Origin of the sequence: Paraburkholderia nodosa, assembly GCF_001718195.1 — a bacterium.
Lineage (GTDB): Bacteria > Pseudomonadota > Gammaproteobacteria > Burkholderiales > Burkholderiaceae > Paraburkholderia > Paraburkholderia nodosa_A.
Map to the genome: position 1 here is coordinate 280,138 of NZ_MCNV01000003.1, position 16,746 is coordinate 296,883.

Sequence of the window (16,746 nt, forward strand, 5' to 3'; positions counted from 1 at the left end):
GACAACAAGACAACCGCAGCATAGATGCACACTTTATGAATAACAAGTGCATATATGCCCAGGAGAAGCCCCATGATGGAAGAGACAGCTGTTAGCGCGCCGGACGATCTCGTCCTGCGTCACGCACAACCAGGCCGCACGCTGCTTGCGATCCTGCATGCGATCCAGGACGAAGTCGGCTTCGTGCCGCCGTCCACGGTCGTGCCGCTCTCGAAGGCGCTGAATCTCTCGCGCGCCGAGGTCCACGGCGTGATCACCTACTATCACCACTTCCGCACTGCGCCGCCCGCGCCGGTCACGGTTCAGCTGTGCCGCGCCGAGGCCTGCCGCAGCATGGGCAGCGAGGCGCTCGCGCAGCACGTCGAGTCGCATACCGGCTGCCGGTTCCGACAGCACGGCCACGACGCCGAACACGCGCACGCGCATGAAGGCCCGGTCGCGCTCGAATCCGTCTATTGCCTCGGGCAATGCGCGCTCTCGCCCACCATGATGATTAACGGCACGCTGCACGCAAAAGTGACCCCGCAGAAGTTCGACAAGCTCTACGCAGCCGCGCTCGCGACCGTGCGCACCGAGGAGGCCGCATGACTCGCGTCTACGTTCCCCGTGACTCCTCGGCGCTTGCGCTCGGCGCGGATGCCATCGCCGAGGCCATCGAACGCGAAGCCGCCGCGCGCGGCGCGAGCATCGAACTCGTGCGCAACGGCTCGCGCGGCCTGCTTTATCTCGAACCGCTCGTCGAAATCGAAACGCCCGATGGCCGCGTAGGCTATGCGAACGTCGAACCCGATGAAGTCGGCGCACTCTTCGACGCCGGCTTCCTGCAAGGCGGCCAGCACGCACGCAGCGTCGGCCTCGTCGAGCAAATTCCGTATCTGCGCAAGCAGCAGCGCCTCACGTTCGTGCGCATCGGCATCACCGACCCGCTTTCCACCGACGACTACGTCGCCCACGGCGGCCTCGAAGGATTGCGCAATGCGTTGAAGATGACCGGCGCCGATATCTGCGAAGCGCTGCTCGAGTCGGGCCTGCGCGGCCGCGGCGGCGCGGCGTTCCCGGCCGGCATCAAGTGGCGCACGGTTGCGAACGCGCATGCCGACCAGAAGTACATCGTCTGCAACGCAGACGAAGGTGATTCGGGCACGTTCTCGGACCGCCTCGTCATGGAAAGCGATCCGTACGTGCTGATCGAGGGCATGACGATCGCGGGCATCGCGGTGGGCGCGACCGTGGGCCATATCTACGTGCGCAGCGAGTATCCGCATTCGATCGAAGCGCTCGAAGAAGCCATTCGCCGCGCACGTGCTGCCGGCTGGCTCGGCGACGACGTGCTCGGCAGCGGCAAGCGCTTCGAACTGTTCGTGGCCAAGGGTGCGGGCGCCTACGTATGCGGCGAGGAAACGGCGCTGCTCGAGTCGCTCGAGGGCAAGCGCGGCATCGTGCGCGCCAAGCCGCCGCTGCCGGCGCTCGCCGGCCGGTACGGCAAGCCCACGGTCATCAACAACGTCATCACGCTCGCCACGGTGCCGATCATCTTCGCGAAGGGCGCGGCGTTCTACAAGGACTTCGGCATGGGCCGCTCGCGCGGCACGCTGCCGTTTCAGCTCGCGGGCAATATCGCGCGCGGCGGGCTCGTGGAGCTTGCGTTCGGCGTGACGCTGCGCGAACTGATGGTCGACTACGGCGGGGGCACCGCCAGCGGCCGTCCGGCACGCGCGGTGCAGGTGGGCGGCCCGCTCGGCACCTATCTGCCCGAAAGCCAGTGGGACATTCCCATGGACTATGAAGCGTATGCGGCCGTTGGCGCGGTCGTGGGCCACGGCGGCCTGGTCGTGCACGACGACACGTCGAATCTCGCCGAACTCGCGCAGTACGCGATGGAGTTCTGCACGCTCGAATCGTGCGGCAAGTGCACGCCGTGCCGCATCGGCTCGACGCGCGGCGTCGAGGTGATCGCGAAGATCCGCAAGGGCGACACGTCCGAAAAGCAGGTTACGCTGCTGCGCGACCTGTGCGACACGATGGTGTCCGGCTCGCTGTGCGCGATGGGCGGCATGACGCCCTACCCCGTGATCTCCGCACTCAACCATTTCCCTGAAGATTTCGGTCTCGAACCCGTCGCCCAACAAGCAGGCCAGCAACCGGCGGCCGCCTGAACGAGGAACCACCATGTCCGACACGCTCATGTCCCAAGCCGGTGGTTGCGGTTCCGGCAATTGCGCCTGCAAGTCCCAGGCAAAGAAGCAACGCTCGCCCTTCGACGATACCGATTTCGGCACGCCGCTCGTTCACGCCGACGTGGACGTCACGCTCGAGATCGACGGCCAGTCCGTCACCGTGCCGGCCGGCACGTCGGTGATGCGCGCCTCGATCGAGGCCGGCATCAACGTGCCGAAGCTCTGCGCCACCGACTCGCTCGAACCGTTCGGTTCGTGCCGTCTGTGTCTCGTGGAAATCGAAGGCCGTCGCGGCTATCCCGCTTCGTGCACGACGCCGGTCGAAGCGGGCATGAAGGTGCGCACGCAAAGCAACCAGCTGCAGAAGCTGCGCCGCAACGTGATGGAGCTCTACATCTCCGATCACCCGCTCGACTGCCTCACCTGCCCCGCCAATGGCGACTGCGAACTGCAGGACATGGCCGGCGTGACGGGCCTGCGCGAAGTGCGCTACGGCTTTGACGGCGCGAATCACCTGAAGGACAAGAAGGACGAATCGAATCCGTACTTCACGTATGACCCGTCGAAGTGCATCGTCTGCAATCGTTGCGTGCGCGCCTGTGAAGAGACGCAAGGCACGTTCGCGCTGACCATCGCCGGGCGCGGCTTCGAATCGCGCGTCGCCGCCGGCGCGAGCGAATCGTTCATGGACTCGGAATGCGTGTCGTGCGGCGCCTGCGTCGCCGCGTGCCCGACCGCGACGCTGCAGGAAAAGACCGTCGTGATGCTGGGCCAGGCCGAGCACTCGGTCGTGACGACCTGCGCCTATTGCGGCGTGGGCTGCTCGTTCAAGGCCGAGATGAAGGGCAATGAAGTCGTGCGCATGGTCCCGCACAAGAACGGCCAGGCGAACGAAGGCCATGCCTGCGTGAAGGGCCGCTTCGCATGGGGCTACGCGACGCACAAGGATCGCATCAAGAAGCCGATGATCCGCGCGAAGATCACCGATCCGTGGCGCGAAGTGAGCTGGGACGAAGCGATCAACTACGCCGCGAGCGAGTTCCGCCGCATCCAGGCGAAGCACGGGCGCGATTCGATCGGCGGCATCACGTCGTCGCGCTGCACGAACGAGGAAACCTACCTCGTCCAGAAGCTCGTGCGCGCCGCGTTCGGCAACAACAACGTCGATACCTGCGCACGCGTGTGTCACTCGCCAACGGGCTACGGTCTCAAGACCACGCTCGGCGAATCGGCGGGTACGCAGACCTTCGCTTCGGTCGATCACTCCGACGTGATTATCGTGATCGGCGCGAACCCCACCGACGGCCATCCGGTGTTTGGCTCGCGTCTGAAGCGCCGCGTGCGTCAGGGCGCGAAGCTCATCGTCGTCGATCCGCGCCGCATCGACATCGTCGATACCGCGCACGTGAAGGCCGAGCATCACCTGCAACTGCGCCCGGGCACCAATGTCGCGATGATCAACTCGATCGCGCACGTGATCGTGACCGAAGGGCTCGTCAACGAGTCGTTCGTGGCGGAGCGCTGCGAGACGCGCGCGTTCGAGCAATGGCGCGATTTCGTCTCGCTGCCGGAAAACTCGCCCGAAACGATGGCCGAAGTGACCGGCGTGCCCGCCGAGCAGGTGCGCGCCGCCGCGCGCCTCTATGCGCAGCAAGGCAATTCGGCGATCTACTACGGCCTCGGCGTCACGGAACACGCACAAGGCTCGACGATGGTGATGGGCATCGCCAACCTCGCGATGGCCACGGGCAACATCGGCCGCGAAGGCGTGGGCGTGAATCCGCTGCGCGGCCAGAACAACGTGCAGGGTTCGTGCGATATGGGTTCGTTCCCGCACGAGCTGCCGGGCTACCGCCACGTGGGCGATTCGATCGTGCGCGGCGAGTTCGAGGCGGCCTGGAACGTCGCGCTGCAAAGCGAGCCGGGCCTGCGCATTCCGAACATGTTCGAAGCGGCGCTCGACGGCACCTTCATGGGCCTCTACTGCCAGGGCGAGGACATCGTTCAGTCCGACCCGAACACGCAGCACGTGGCGGCGGCGCTTGCGTCGATGGAATGCATCGTCGTGCAGGACATCTTCCTGAACGAAACGGCGAAGTACGCGCACGTGCTGCTGCCGGGCTCGTCGTTCCTCGAAAAGGACGGCACGTTCACCAACGCCGAGCGCCGCATCTCGCGCGTGCGCAAGGTCATGCCGCCGATCGCCGGCTACTCGGACTGGGAAGTGACGATCCTGCTCTCGCGTGCGCTCGGCTACGAGATGGACTACACGCATCCGTCGCAGATCATGGACGAGATCGCGCGCCTCACGCCAACGTTCCACGGCGTCTCGTACAAGAAGATCGACGAGATGGGCAGCATCCAGTGGCCGTGCAACGAAGATGCGCCCGAAGGCACCCCGATCATGCACATCGACGAGTTCGTGCGCGGCAAGGGCAAATTCGTCATCACGAAGTTCATCGCCTCGCCGGAGAAGGTCACGCGCCGCTTCCCGCTCCTGCTCACGACGGGCCGCATCCTCTCGCAGTACAACGTGGGCGCGCAAACCCGCCGCACCGAGAACTCGCGCTGGCACGAGGAGGACCGCCTCGAGATCCATCCGGTGGACGCCGAAGACCGCGGCATCCGCGACGGCGACTGGGTGGGGATCGAATCGCGCGCGGGCCATACGGTGCTGCGCGCGAAAGTCAGCACGCGCATGCAGCCGGGCGTGGTCTATACGACGTTCCACTTCCCCGAGTCGGGCGCGAACGTCATCACCACGGATGCCTCGGACTGGGCCACGAACTGCCCCGAGTACAAGGTGACGGCCGTACAGGTCAGCCACGTGCAGCAGCCTTCGGAGTGGCAGCGCGAATACTCGCGCTTCAACACCACCCAGCTCGAGCTGCTCAGCAAGCGCGAACCGCTTACAACCTCAGGGAAATAAAGCGATGAAAGCGGATCACTTGATCGAAATGGCGAACCAGATAGGCATGTTCTTCGACTCGCTGCCCGATCGCGAGGAAGCGCTCACGGGCATCGCGGAGCACATCCGCAAGTTCTGGGAGCCGCGTATGCGCCGCACGCTGCTCGCGGCGCTCGATGGCGAAGGCGAACAAGCGGGCTTCACGGAGATCGTGCTCGCCTCGCTCACGAAGCATCGCGAGGCGCTGACGCCCGCGGCGGCTTGAGCGGGGCCAGCCGGCCCGTCACATGAGACGCACGGCGCCGCGCGGTTCAGACCGCCGGCGCCTGGGCAAAGCCCGCAGCCGCGTACCACGTCTCGCAGTGGCGCAGCAGGGCATTGAGGTCCGACGCGGGACGCCCCCGCGCGCCGATATAGCCGTCGGGCCGCATCAGATAAAACGCGGGCCGCGTGCGCCCGTACGATTCGGTGAGCGTTGCCGCGCCCTCGCCCGCCAGCGGCGTCTCGCCATTGGCGAGATCGGCGATCCACCACACTCGCAGCGCCTGCGGAAACAGCCGCTCGACGGCTTCGGCAAGACGCTTGAGCATTGCGCTCACCTCTGCACCGTTTTTCGCCGCTGCGGCTTCGGCGTCGCCCTCCACCAGCAGGAACAACGAAAAGCACGCCGGGTCGTGCAGATCGAAGATGCGCCCCTTGCCCGGCGCCTTGCCAAGCGGACCGTTCACCACGCGCACGAATGCATCCGGGGCGCGCTCGCCCGCGCGAGGGCCGCCGTCCAGCACGCGCTCGAGCGTGAGCGGGCTGCGGCGGTACTGGATCGACAGCTCGCTCACCGCCTGGCGCGCCGCGTCGCGCAGCGGCCCGAGCGCGACGAGCGCCGGCATCACGCGCTCGCGCAGCAGCTTGAGCGGGCCGTGATCGGCTTCCACCAGTTGCGTCATGAAGCTCGTCTGCTGCAGCACGAGCCGCTCGATCGGATAACGCTCCGCATGATAGGTGTCGAGCAGGCGCTCGGGCGCGCCGCGCGCGTGCACGCGCGCGATCTTCCAGCCCAGATTGAAGGCTTCCTGGATGCCGGTGTTCAAGCCCTGCGCGCCGGCGGGGCTGTGCACGTGTGCGGCGTCGCCGGCAAAGAAGGTGCGCTCGACGCGCAGCTGCCGCACCATGCGGCTGTTCACGCTGAAGTACGAAGCCCAGCTCATGTCCGAGACGGACACCGGATGGTGCACGCGCTGCAGGATGATGTCGCGGCACTCTTCCAGCGTGGGCACGGGGATCGTGCCTTCGGGCGCGGCGGGCAGCATGGCCTTGTGATCGGCGATCAGGCGGTAACGGCCGTGGCCGAACGGAAAGAGCGCGGCGAGACCGTCGCCCGAGGCGAAGATGTGGAACTCGTCGTCGGACCAGGGCGTGCTCGCGCTCAGGTCGGCGAGCAGGAACGACTGCGCCATCGTCTCGCCGTCGAACTTCATGTCGAGGCGATGGCGCACGGTGCTATGCGCGCCGTCGGCGGCGATCACGTAAGCGCAGCGCACCGACTCGACGCGCCCGTCCGGGCGGCGCACTTCCGCGCTCGCGCCGGCCGAGCCCTGGGTGTACTCCAGCAGTTCGCAGCCGCGCTCGATCTCCACGCCGAGCGTCGCGAGATGCCCGCCGAGGATGCGTTCGGTAACCGTCTGTTCAATGAAGAGCAGATAGGGATAGCGCGTGAAGAGCGGATCGAAGTCGAGCCGCGCGCGGCGCTGACCGTTCGAATAGAGATTCGCAATATGGGCGCGGTGGCCGAGTTCGAGAAACGGCTCGACGATGCGATGCTGCTCGAACAGCTCGAGCGTGCGCGCCTGAATGCCGATCGCCCGCGAGTGGCGTCCGGGCTGCGGCGCGCGATCGATCAGCCGCACGGGGATATGCGCGCGCGCAAGACTCATCGCGGCGGCGAGCCCGGTGGGTCCCGCGCCCACGATGAGCACGGGCGCGAGAGAAGAAGCCACGGCCATGCAGACCTCCATGCGCTCGACACGATACAAGGGCCTGCTCACATGAATAACAGGCTTGCGAACGCGCCTTGCCGGCTGCAGTGCAAGGAGGGCGGCGCGCCGTTTGGCCGAGCCAATCAAGCGACGCGCGACGCTGCAATGCGGCCGGCAAGGCACGTTCCCCAAACCAACTAATTGCATTACAGGGGCTGGCCACCAGAAGGGCCGATCGCTGCGTCATGCTCCTCACGAATACGTTGAGTATTCGCTTCGTCGCAATCCTTGCGCTCGGCCCTTCTGGTGGCCAGCGCAAGCCTGTTATTCATGTGAGCAGGCCCTTAGTGTATCGCCCGCGCCGGGACCGGTCGCGCGGCAGCGCATCAAATGCGCTTTGAATCGAGCGGGAAGTCGCTGCGCGAATGGCCGCGCTTCAGTGCGTGTGCGGATGCCCGCGCGCTGGCGTGTGCCTGTGCGCGACGTCCGGCATCTCCAGTGCGCAGCGATGCTCGCTCGTGCCGAGATCTACCTGCAACGTCACGTGCCGCATGCCGAAGCGCACCTGGAGCGACTCGACCATATGATCGAGCGCGGCGTCGCCGGGGTGCCCAGCCGGCATCACGAGGTGCGCGCTCAACGCACAGCCCGTGGTCGAAAGCGCCCAGACGTGCAGGTCATGCACGTCGACGACCCCCTCCTGCTGCACAAGGAAGCCGCGCACGCGCACGATGTCGACGTTCTCGGGCACGGCCGCGAGGGCAAGCCGCACCGACTCGCGCAACAGCCCCCAGGTGCCGTACACGATCACGAGCACCACGGCGATCGACATGAGCGGATCGATCCAGCTCCAGCCGGTCGCAAGAATCAGCAGACCGCTCACGGCCACGGCGGCGGAAACACCGGCGTCGGCGGCCATGTGCAGGAAGGCGCCGCGAATGTTCAGGTCGTCCTTTTGCCCGCGCATGAAAAGCCATGCCGAAAAACCGTTGACCACCATGCCGATGGTCGCCACGACGAACACGTCGAAGCCCGCGACCGGCGCCGGATGGAACAGCCGGCCAAGCGCCTGCGCGAGGATCGCGCCGCACGCGAGCAGGAGCAGCGCGGCGTTGGCGAGCGAGGCGAGGATCGACGAGCTGCCGAACCCGAACGTGAAGCGCGCCGACGGACGGCGCATGGCGAGCCACCCGGCGCCCCAGGCGAGCAGCAGGCCGAGCACGTCGGAGAGATTGTGGCCGGCGTCGGCGAGCAGCGCGGTGGAATGCGCGAGCACGCCGTACACCGCCTGTACGACGACGATGAAGACGTTTAGCGCGACGGCGATGGCGAACGCGCGGCCGTGGCCCGCGACGCTCGCGTGATGATGGTGATGGTGGCCGTGCGTGTGAGCCTGTCCGTGCGGCGCGTGGGCGTCGTGCGCAGGGTCGTGCTCGCCCTCGTGCTTCCCGGCGCCCTCGCCGTCATGCGCGTGTTCGTGATCCGCTGCGCTCATGCGCCCTCCTGCCATTGCGCCGAGGGCTCGGCCACATGTTCCAGCATGCCGGCGATCATCGCGCTGATATGCGCGTCCGCGGCCGTGTAGAACACCTGTTTGCCCTCGCGTTCGGCGCGCACGACGCGCGCGGCGCGCAAAAGCCGCAGATGGTGACTCACGAGCGACGGCGACAGATCGAGCATGTCGGCGATCGCCCCCACCGCGATGCGGTCCTCAACACAGGCGAGCACGATACGCAGACGCGTTGCGTCGCCGAGCAAACGGAAGAGGTCGGCGAGCGGTACGATGCGCTCGTCATCGGAAACTGGGGTCATGATTACGCACGATACATATGAACAGATGTTCATATGTTAGTTCGGCAACAGCGGCAGGTCAACTTTCATTCAACATTCGGCCAACTTCGGGAACGGGTCCGCGAGTGTGGGAAAATGCCGCCTTTGTGTCTCGATCGTTTTGCTTCTTCAGTCATGGAACAGCTTTTTGTCCGCGCGTACGCCGCACATCGCGACGGCCGGCTGGACGACGCCGAGCGCGACTACCGCGCGACGCTCGCCGCCGATCCCGTGCACGTCGATGCGCTGCATCTGCTCGGCGTGCTGCGGCATCAGCGAGGCCAGCACGCCGAAGCCGCGGACCTCGTGCGTCGCGCGGTCGCCTTGCGCCCTGACGACGCCGCGCTCCAGCTGAACCTGGGCAACGCGCTCAAGGCACTCGGCGAACTGGAAGGCGCGATCGAGCGCTTTCGCAACGCGCTCACGCTCGCACCCGCCTTTGCCCTCGCGCATTACAACCTCGGCAACGCCTATGCGGCGATCGGCCGGCACGAGGACGCGATGTACGCGTTCGGCCAGGCCGTGCGCCTGCAGCCCGGCGACGCCTCCTCGCACAACAATCTCGGCAACGCGCTGCATGCGCTCGGCCGCCATGCCGAAGCCGCCGACTCGTTTCGCCGCGCGCTCAAGATCCGCCCGGGCCATGCAGGGGCGCACAACAATCTCGGCATGTCGCTCAACGCGCTTGGCGACAGCGCGAGCGCGATCGAACAGTTCCAGAAGGCGCTGCGCGTGCAGCCGCGCTTCGTCGCCGCGCATTTCAATCTTGCGAATACGCTCGATGCGACCGGCCATCACAGCGAGGCCGTGGCCGCCTTCGAAACGGCGCTTTCGCTGCAGCCGCATTTCGGGCCTGCCCTCTTCGGGCTCGGTAATGCGCTCGCCGCGCTCGGCCGCCACGACGCTGCCATCGGACCCTACGAGCGCGCGATCGGCTTCGATCCGAAATTTGCCCTCGCCTGGCTTGCGCTCGGCGTGGCGCATCACGCGCTCGGCCGCCATGCGGCCGCGCTGCGCGCCTTCGACGAAGCGCTGCGCGTGCGGCCCGATCTGGCCGCCGCGCATTTGAATCGCGCGCTCACGTGGCTCACGCTCGGCGACTTCCGGCGTGGACTGCCCGGGTACGAATGGCGGCTCGATCCGGCCGCACGCGACGAGGCGCACGCCAACGCACCGCGCGGCGCGGGCTACACCCCGCCCCCGCAGGTGAGTGCACCGATTGCGCCGCGCACGCCGCAAAGTGCGCTGCCACGCTGGCACGGCGAGCCCCTGAACGGCCGCACGCTGCTGATAGAGGCCGAGCAGGGTTTCGGCGACACGCTTCAGTTCGTGCGCTTCGTGCCGCAAGTCGTGGCCGTGGCACAGAAAGCCAGTGCGCGCGTCGTGCTCGAAGTGCAGCGCGCGCTCGTGCCGCTCATCGCGCCCGCGGCCGAGGCCTGGCGTGTCACGCTCGTCGAGCAGGGCGCGCCGCGGCCGGCCGCCGACCTGCACTGCCCGCTCCTCTCGCTGCCGCTCGCGCTCGGCACGAGCATCGACACACTGCCGGCGCGCACGCCCTACCTCAACGCGAGCACTGCCTACAGGCGCAAGTGGCGCGGCTCGCTGGGCGGCCAGGCGCGGCGCAAGATCGGCCTCGCGTGGTCCGGACGCATCCAGAAGCACGAAAATCGCGCGATTGCGCTCGCCGCGCTCGAACCGCTCTTCGCGCTCGACGGCATCGACTGGATCGTCCTGCAGCCCGAACTCAGCGCCGCTGAGCACGCGGCGCTCGACGCGCATCCGCGAGCGCGCTCGATCCACCGGCTGGGCCGCAAGCTGCAGGACTTCGCGGATACCGCTGCCGTGATCGAACGTCTGGACGGCGTCGTGTCGATCGATACGTCGATCGCCCACCTCGCGGGCGCGCTGGGCGCAAAACTTTGGGTCATGCTGCCGTTCGCCGCGGACTGGCGCTGGTTTGCGGGCACCGACGAAAGCCCCTGGTACCCGCGCGCGCGACTCGTGCGTCAGCCGCGCCCGCATGCGTGGACGGAAGTCGTGGAGACGGTCGCGCGCGAGTTGCGCGACGCGTAAGCGACACAATGAAAAACGGGGCGCCTGAGCGCCCCGTTTTTTATTGCTTTTGCCGCGAAATCGCAGATCAACCGATCCGCAAATCAAGCCGCCTTGTACTGATTGCGCGCTTCCGGCGTGCGATAGAGCACGAGCGTCGCGATCAGGCCGCACACGCCCGCGACGCCCATCCACGCACCCGGCGCAGCCTTGTTGCCGCTCACGTGAATGAGGTAGGTCGAGATCGCCGGCGTGAAACCGCCGATCGTCGTCGCGAGGCTGTAGGCAAGCGAGAAGCCGGCGGTGCGCACGTCGGCGGGCATGACTTCGGTGAGCGCCACGACCATCGCGCCGTTGTAGCAGGCGTAGAGGAACGACAGCCACAACTCGACCGTGAGCAGGCGGCCGAACGACGGTTCCGCCACGAGCCACTGCACCGTGGGATAGGCGGTGAGGATCGTGAGCACAGTGAAGGTGATCAACATCGGGCGGCGGCCCACACGGTCCGAAACCGCGCCGGAAACCGGCAGCCAGAAGAGATTCGACAAGCCGATGCAAACCGTCACGATCAGCGTGTCGATCTCGTTCAACCTGAGCACTTCCTTGCCGAAGGTCGGCGTATAGGCGGTAATGAGGTAGAACGACACGGTGGTCATGATGACCATGCCCATACCGGCAATCACGACGCCCCAGTTCTGCACCATCGACGCCATGATTTCGCCCATCGAGGGACGATGCTTCCTCTTCGCGAACTCCTCCGTTTCCTGGAGCGAGCGGCGAATGATGAAGAGGAACGGCACGATCAGGCAGCCGATGAGGAACGGCACACGCCAGCCCCAATTCGTCATGTGCTCGACCGGCAGCAGGCGATGCAGCAGCACGCCCAGCAGCGCGGCAAACACCACGGCGACCTGCTGGCTGCCCGACTGCCACGAGACGTAGAAGCCCTTGTTGCCTTTGGTCGCGATCTCGGAGAGATAGACCGAGACGCCGCCCAGTTCCACGCCCGCCGAGAAGCCCTGCAGCAGGCGACCCACCAGCACGAGCGCCGGCGCGAGTATGCCGATGGTCGCGTAACCCGGCACGACGGCAACCGCGAGCGTGCCGAACGCCATCAGGCCGAGCGTGAGCATGAGGCCCTTGCGGCGGCCGTGATGGTCGATGTACGCGCCGAGGATGATGGCGCCGAGCGGACGCACGAGGAAGCCTGCGCCGAACACGGACAGCGTGAGCATCAGCGAAGCGAACGCATTGTCACTCGGGAAGTAGGTCCGGGCGATCGCCGAAGCGTAGTAGCCGTAGACCATGAAATCGTACATTTCCAGGAAGTTGCCGCTGACGACGCGGAAAACTGTCCGGAACTTTGATTCGCCTGGGGATGCGTGGGACGCGGTAGACATGACACTCTCTGAAGAGACTGACCGGGAAGCCTGAGCGGCTCGCGGGACAGTGAGAAACAATCACTCGCGGTAAAGCGAGGGTCGCGCGGGCGCGCGCGCGGGCATTTTATTGTGCGGTACGCGCCGGGACTCAGATATTCGGGCATTTCCTTAAAAGAGGCTAGCAAAAAGCATCAACGGAAGTCATTTTTTCCATTTTTATTACGATTACACTTCGTCACGCTTTCATGCGTGGCAAGCCCGCCGCGAATATCCTCGAATGGGGCAAAATATCTTGCAGCAGGGCTCGGCGCGCGGCCCCCGACGCGCGCCCTGATCCAGACGCCCACACGTCCGCCATCCGCATGCCCGAAATCCCCGCCCTCACGCTGCGTCCGGCCACCGTCGCCGATGCTCCCTTGCTCGCCGCCATGCACGCCGCAAGCTGGCAGGCCACGTATCGTGCGCTGCTGCCCGCTGCGTTTCTCGAGCGCGAAGTCGACGCCGAGCGCGCGGCTTACTGGCGCGCGCGCATGGAGGCGCCAGGCGGCGAACGGCGGCTCGTTCTGATCGCCGAGCTTGCATCGGGTGCGGCCGTGGGCTTCGTGTGCGTCGAACGCCAGCCAGGCTCTCCCTGGGGCGTGTTGCTCGACAATCTTCATGCGCTGCCGGCGCATCAGGGCACCGGCGTCGGCAAGCGGCTCATGCGCGCAGCGCAGGACTGGGCGCGCGCCCAGGGCGAGACGCAGCTCTATCTGTACGTGCTCGACGGCAACACGCCCGCGATTGCGTTCTATGAGCGCCAGGGTTGGACCTATTCCGGCTCGGAGCCCGACCGCATGGGCGGCATCGACATTACCGCACTGCGTTACGTATACCGGCTCGACGAGCTCGGAATCAGGTAGGACTCCGAGGAAGGCGACCGAAATAAAAAAGCCGCACGCAGGTTGCGCGCGGCCGGGATGGGGTTGCAGCGTGGTTGGCAATCAGAAGCGGGTTTCGCGCGCGGTTCGCAAGAAGGTGTCGAGCAGCGGCGTGCAGTCGAGCAGTTCGGGACCGCCTGCGCGATGGAACTCCGGGTGCCACTGCACGCCCACGACGAACGGCGAGCGCCGGTAACGCACCGCCTCGATGAGCCCGTCGCCCGCCGACACGGCCTCGACGGTCAGGTCGCGTCCGAGATTCCTCACGGCCTGATGGTGAATCGAGTTGACGATCGCCTCGCGCCGCCCCGGGAACATGGTCGCGAACGTCGAGCCCTCCGGGAACGTGACCGCGTGTCGATGCTGGTCGTAATGCTCGCTCACGTGCACGCCGGCCGTCGGCACGTCGCTCGCGATGTCCTGGTAAAGCGTGCCGCCGAACGCCACGTTGATGAGCTGGCAGCCGCGGCACACACCCAGCACCGGCTTGCCCGATTCGACGAACTCGTGCAGCAGTTCGAGTTCGTACATATCGCGCACACGGTCGCCCGGCCATTCGGGGCGTGGCGAGATTTCCGCATACGTCTGCGGCGAGACGTCGGCGCCGCCCTGGAGCAGCAGGCCATCGAGGTGCTTCGCGTAATCGCGCAGGCGGATATTGCTCGGGTGCAGCATCCCCTGGTGCCCGACCGTCGGAATCATGAACACGATGACGTCCCGGGACATCACCCAGTGTGCGATCGATTCCTCCAGGTACTGCAACGTCTTGCCGCGCAGCCCTTGCGCGCCCGGCTCCGGGTGGAAGATCCGCGCCGAGACGCCGATGCGCAGCGTGCGCTGCGTGATGCGCTGTCCGGCGCGGTCGAACAGTTGCCGCGCTCGCGCCACGACGATGCGGCCGAACACCGCCCAGGCCGAATCGCTCGCGCGCAGATAGCGCGGCGGTTCCGGCGGAATGGCACCGGGCGGCGGAGGATGATGTGCCGTAAAGTCGGGTGCCTGGCCGAAGCCGGCCGGCGCGGCACCAGGACGTTGCGGCGCAGCAGACGCTGCCGCCTCGCCCGTGCTCGCCGGTTCGGTATGCGGGGCCGGCGCGGGCGCGGCCTTGCCGGCCTCGGCGGTTTCGCTGATCGGAATACTCGGCGTCGTGCCCGCCGGCGTCTGCTTCGGCAACTCGCCGGGCGTGGAAGCCGCTGCTGCCCCCCCAGCGCTGGGCGTAACGGTCGAAGCGCTTTCGGGCGCGTCGGTCGAGGCACGTTGCGCGGCCTCCCCAGAGGGTGAACCGGAGGGCGATGCGGAGGGAGAACCAGCAGAAGTGCCGGGAGAACCGGCGGGAGGAGAGGACGGGGCCGCGGGGGCGCCGGCGGGACCGGCATCGGCAGGACGGCTTGCGCCGTCAGGGACCTCGGGTTGGTCTGATTTGTTATCGCTCATGACGTGGGGTCAGGCGCGCGGCGCGCGAACGAATGAACAGGCTTTGATTATCCGTCGCACGGCACGCCGCCGCCACCCCCGCACACAATTGCTCACATCCCGTCACACCAGCGGCGTCTCGACCATGCTCAGGTCAGGCATCCGGACGCTCGTCGAAGGTCTCGCGCAACGCAATCTGCATCGACGCGTGGATCCTCACGCACCAGCGCCACAGCAGCATGGTCAGCGCCGCCGCGCACACCAGCACGCCGACGAGGAAGCCCGTGGGCGGCAGGATCGTCCCCGAGAGCGCCGCCACGAGCAGGAACACGCCGAACATCGAGACCACGGGCACCAGTTCCGCAATCACATGACGAATCGCACGTGTGAAGCGCCCTGCCTTCTCCGGCTGCACACTCACTTCGGCGAGCAACAGCGCGAGCGACTGCGTCTTGCGCCACACCGCCACGAGAAACGGCATCGCGAGCACGAGCGCCGCGCTCCACAGCACGACGCGCTGAATGCGCTCGTCGCCGATCCAGTGTGCAAGCAACGGCGACGCGTAGCGCGCGCCATACGACACGCCGATGAAGATCGCCGAGACGAGCGCGAGATTCACGGCAATCTGCACGACGATGCGCTTCGTGAGCGAAAAGATCGTCGGCCCGTCCGAGCGCGGCACGAGGCAGCGCAGCCATTGGCTGTACATGCCGAACACGTTCGAGACGGCGGGCGGCATGGCGCGCGCGAGGCGCTGCGAGAGCGGATCGGCAATGCGGATGAGGTAAGGCGTGGTGAGCGTCGTGATGGCCGAGACGGTCACGGCGATCGGATAGAGAAACCCGCTCGTCACCTTCAGCGTGAGGCCGAGCGAGGCGATGATGAACGAGAACTCGCCGATCTGCGAGACGGTCATGCCCACGCGCATGGCGGTGCGCCCGTCGCGGCCCGCGAGAAAGGTGCCGAGGCCGCACGACACGAGCTTGCCGAGCACCACGGCAATCGAGATCACGGCGATCGGCCAGGCGTAATCGACCAGCACGAGCGGGTTGAGCATGAGCCCGATCGTCACGAAGAAGATGGCGGAGAACGCATCGCGCAGCGGCGCGACGAGATGCTCGATGCGGTGCAGATGGCGCGACTCGGCCATGACCGCGCCGATCAGGAATGCGCCGAGCGCGATCGAATAGTCGAGCTTCACGACCAGCAGGCAAAAGCCGAAGCAAAAGCCCAGCACCGAGACGAGCAGCATCTCGTCGTTGCCCACGCGCGCGATATAGCCGAGCACGCGCGGCACGATCAGGATGCCCGCGAGCAGCGAGACCAGCATGAAGAGCAGCAGCTTGCCGAGCGTGATGAGCGCGATGCCCGGCGAAAGCTCGCCCGTCTGCGCGATGCCGCCCAGCAGCACGAGCATGGCAATGCCGAGAATGTCCTCGACGATCAGGATGCCGAATACGAGTTGCGCAAACGGCTCGCGCTTCACGCCGAGATCGGAGAGCGCCTTGACGATGATCGTGGTCGAAGAGATGGCGAGAATCGCACCGAGGAACAGGGAATCCATCGTGGCCCAGCCGAACGCGCGACCGATCTCGTAGCCGATCCACAGCATCAGCACGATTTCCGAGAGCGCCGCGACGATGGCGGTCGCGCCCACCTGGAAGAGCTTGCGCAGGCTGAATTCGAGCCCGAGCGAGAACATCAGGAACACCACGCCGAGCTCGCCGAGCGTCTGGATGGTCTGCTCGTCGTGAATGAGCTGGAACGGCGGCGTGTACGGCCCGATGATCACGCCCGCCGCGATATAGCCGAGCACGACCGGCTGCTTCAGGCGATGAAACAGCACGGTGACGACGCCTGCGAGCGCCATCACGACTGCCAGGTCCTGAATGAAGCCGATTCCGTGGTGCATGAAGGTCTTTCCTTACAAATAGCTATCGAGTCTGAGCATGTTACCCGATGCACGGCGTGAGCCAAATCGCACGCGAGGAAAAAAGCCGACCTACAATGATGCGACCCTTGCAGGCGCCGACCGCCCTCGGCGCCCTTCGCCGACGGGCCGCCCGCCTGCTTTGCTGAACTTCGCGCAGC

The 16,746-nt window shown here is 66.5% G+C and carries 12 protein-coding genes; 6 read left to right on the forward strand and 6 right to left on the reverse strand.

What is annotated here, in order from left to right:
- The first annotated feature begins 75 nt into the window (after positions 1 to 75).
- From BFD71_RS07550 to BFD71_RS07565, 4 genes are read left to right on the forward strand one after another with little or no spacing between them, the layout of a single operon-like run.
- Positions 76 to 588 (forward strand): NAD(P)H-dependent oxidoreductase subunit E, encoded by a 513-nt coding sequence (locus BFD71_RS07550; RefSeq protein ID WP_069262945.1) that lies wholly within the window; start codon positions 76 to 78, stop codon positions 586 to 588.
- On the forward strand, positions 585 to 2,156 hold the full coding sequence (locus BFD71_RS07555; protein ID WP_069262649.1) for a formate dehydrogenase beta subunit: 1,572 nt from the start codon (positions 585 to 587) through the stop codon (positions 2,154 to 2,156). The genes BFD71_RS07550 and BFD71_RS07555 overlap by 4 nt, the downstream gene beginning before the upstream one ends.
- Before the next feature lie 13 nt (positions 2,157 to 2,169).
- Positions 2,170 to 5,106, forward strand: coding sequence for a formate dehydrogenase subunit alpha (fdhF, locus tag BFD71_RS07560; RefSeq protein WP_069262650.1), 2,937 nt, complete (start codon positions 2,170 to 2,172; stop codon positions 5,104 to 5,106).
- A 4-nt stretch (positions 5,107 to 5,110) separates the two neighbouring features.
- Positions 5,111 to 5,350 (forward strand): formate dehydrogenase subunit delta, encoded by a 240-nt coding sequence (locus tag BFD71_RS07565; protein WP_042260984.1) that lies wholly within the window; start codon positions 5,111 to 5,113, stop codon positions 5,348 to 5,350.
- Positions 5,351 to 5,396: 46 nt separating this feature from the next.
- On the opposite strand, the gene BFD71_RS07570 is transcribed toward BFD71_RS07565, so the two are convergent.
- The 3 genes from BFD71_RS07570 to BFD71_RS07580 all read right to left on the reverse strand — a co-directional run bounded on the left by BFD71_RS07570 (position 5,397) and on the right by BFD71_RS07580 (position 8,870).
- Complete coding sequence (locus BFD71_RS07570; RefSeq protein WP_069262651.1) at positions 5,397 to 7,085, reverse strand: FAD-dependent monooxygenase; 1,689 nt, start codon at positions 7,083 to 7,085, stop codon at positions 5,397 to 5,399.
- A 409-nt stretch (positions 7,086 to 7,494) separates the two neighbouring features.
- Positions 7,495 to 8,553, reverse strand: a complete 1,059-nt coding sequence (locus tag BFD71_RS07575; protein ID WP_069262652.1) for a cation diffusion facilitator family transporter — start codon at positions 8,551 to 8,553, stop codon at positions 7,495 to 7,497.
- Positions 8,550 to 8,870 (reverse strand): ArsR/SmtB family transcription factor, encoded by a 321-nt coding sequence (locus BFD71_RS07580; RefSeq protein WP_256094522.1) that lies wholly within the window; start codon positions 8,868 to 8,870, stop codon positions 8,550 to 8,552. Before BFD71_RS07580 ends, BFD71_RS07575 begins: the two co-directional genes overlap by 4 nt.
- A gap of 153 nt (positions 8,871 to 9,023) precedes the next feature.
- Between BFD71_RS07580 and BFD71_RS07585 the strand changes: the two genes are divergently transcribed.
- Positions 9,024 to 10,961 carry a tetratricopeptide repeat protein gene (locus BFD71_RS07585; RefSeq protein ID WP_069262654.1) on the forward strand — a complete coding sequence of 646 codons (1,938 nt, stop codon included), beginning with the start codon at positions 9,024 to 9,026 and terminating at the stop codon, positions 10,959 to 10,961.
- A gap of 83 nt (positions 10,962 to 11,044) precedes the next feature.
- Here BFD71_RS07585 and BFD71_RS07590 read toward each other — a convergent pair whose 3' ends face one another.
- Complete coding sequence (locus BFD71_RS07590; RefSeq protein WP_069262655.1) at positions 11,045 to 12,340, reverse strand: MFS transporter; 1,296 nt, start codon at positions 12,338 to 12,340, stop codon at positions 11,045 to 11,047.
- A gap of 344 nt (positions 12,341 to 12,684) precedes the next feature.
- Here BFD71_RS07590 and BFD71_RS07595 point away from each other — a divergent pair, with 344 nt between their 5' ends.
- The gene (locus BFD71_RS07595; RefSeq protein WP_069262656.1) at positions 12,685 to 13,224 is read left to right on the forward strand and encodes a GNAT family N-acetyltransferase; all 540 of its coding nucleotides are present in this window, start codon (positions 12,685 to 12,687) and stop codon (positions 13,222 to 13,224) included.
- 81 nt (positions 13,225 to 13,305) lie between these two features.
- Here the strand turns inward: BFD71_RS07595 and BFD71_RS07600 are convergent, their stop codons facing one another.
- Positions 13,306 to 14,676 carry a gamma-glutamyl-gamma-aminobutyrate hydrolase family protein gene (locus tag BFD71_RS07600; RefSeq protein ID WP_069262657.1) on the reverse strand — a complete coding sequence of 457 codons (1,371 nt, stop codon included), beginning with the start codon at positions 14,674 to 14,676 and terminating at the stop codon, positions 13,306 to 13,308.
- A gap of 133 nt (positions 14,677 to 14,809) precedes the next feature.
- Complete coding sequence (locus tag BFD71_RS07605; protein ID WP_069262658.1) at positions 14,810 to 16,567, reverse strand: cation:proton antiporter; 1,758 nt, start codon at positions 16,565 to 16,567, stop codon at positions 14,810 to 14,812.
- Between the last annotated feature and the right edge of the window lie 179 nt (positions 16,568 to 16,746).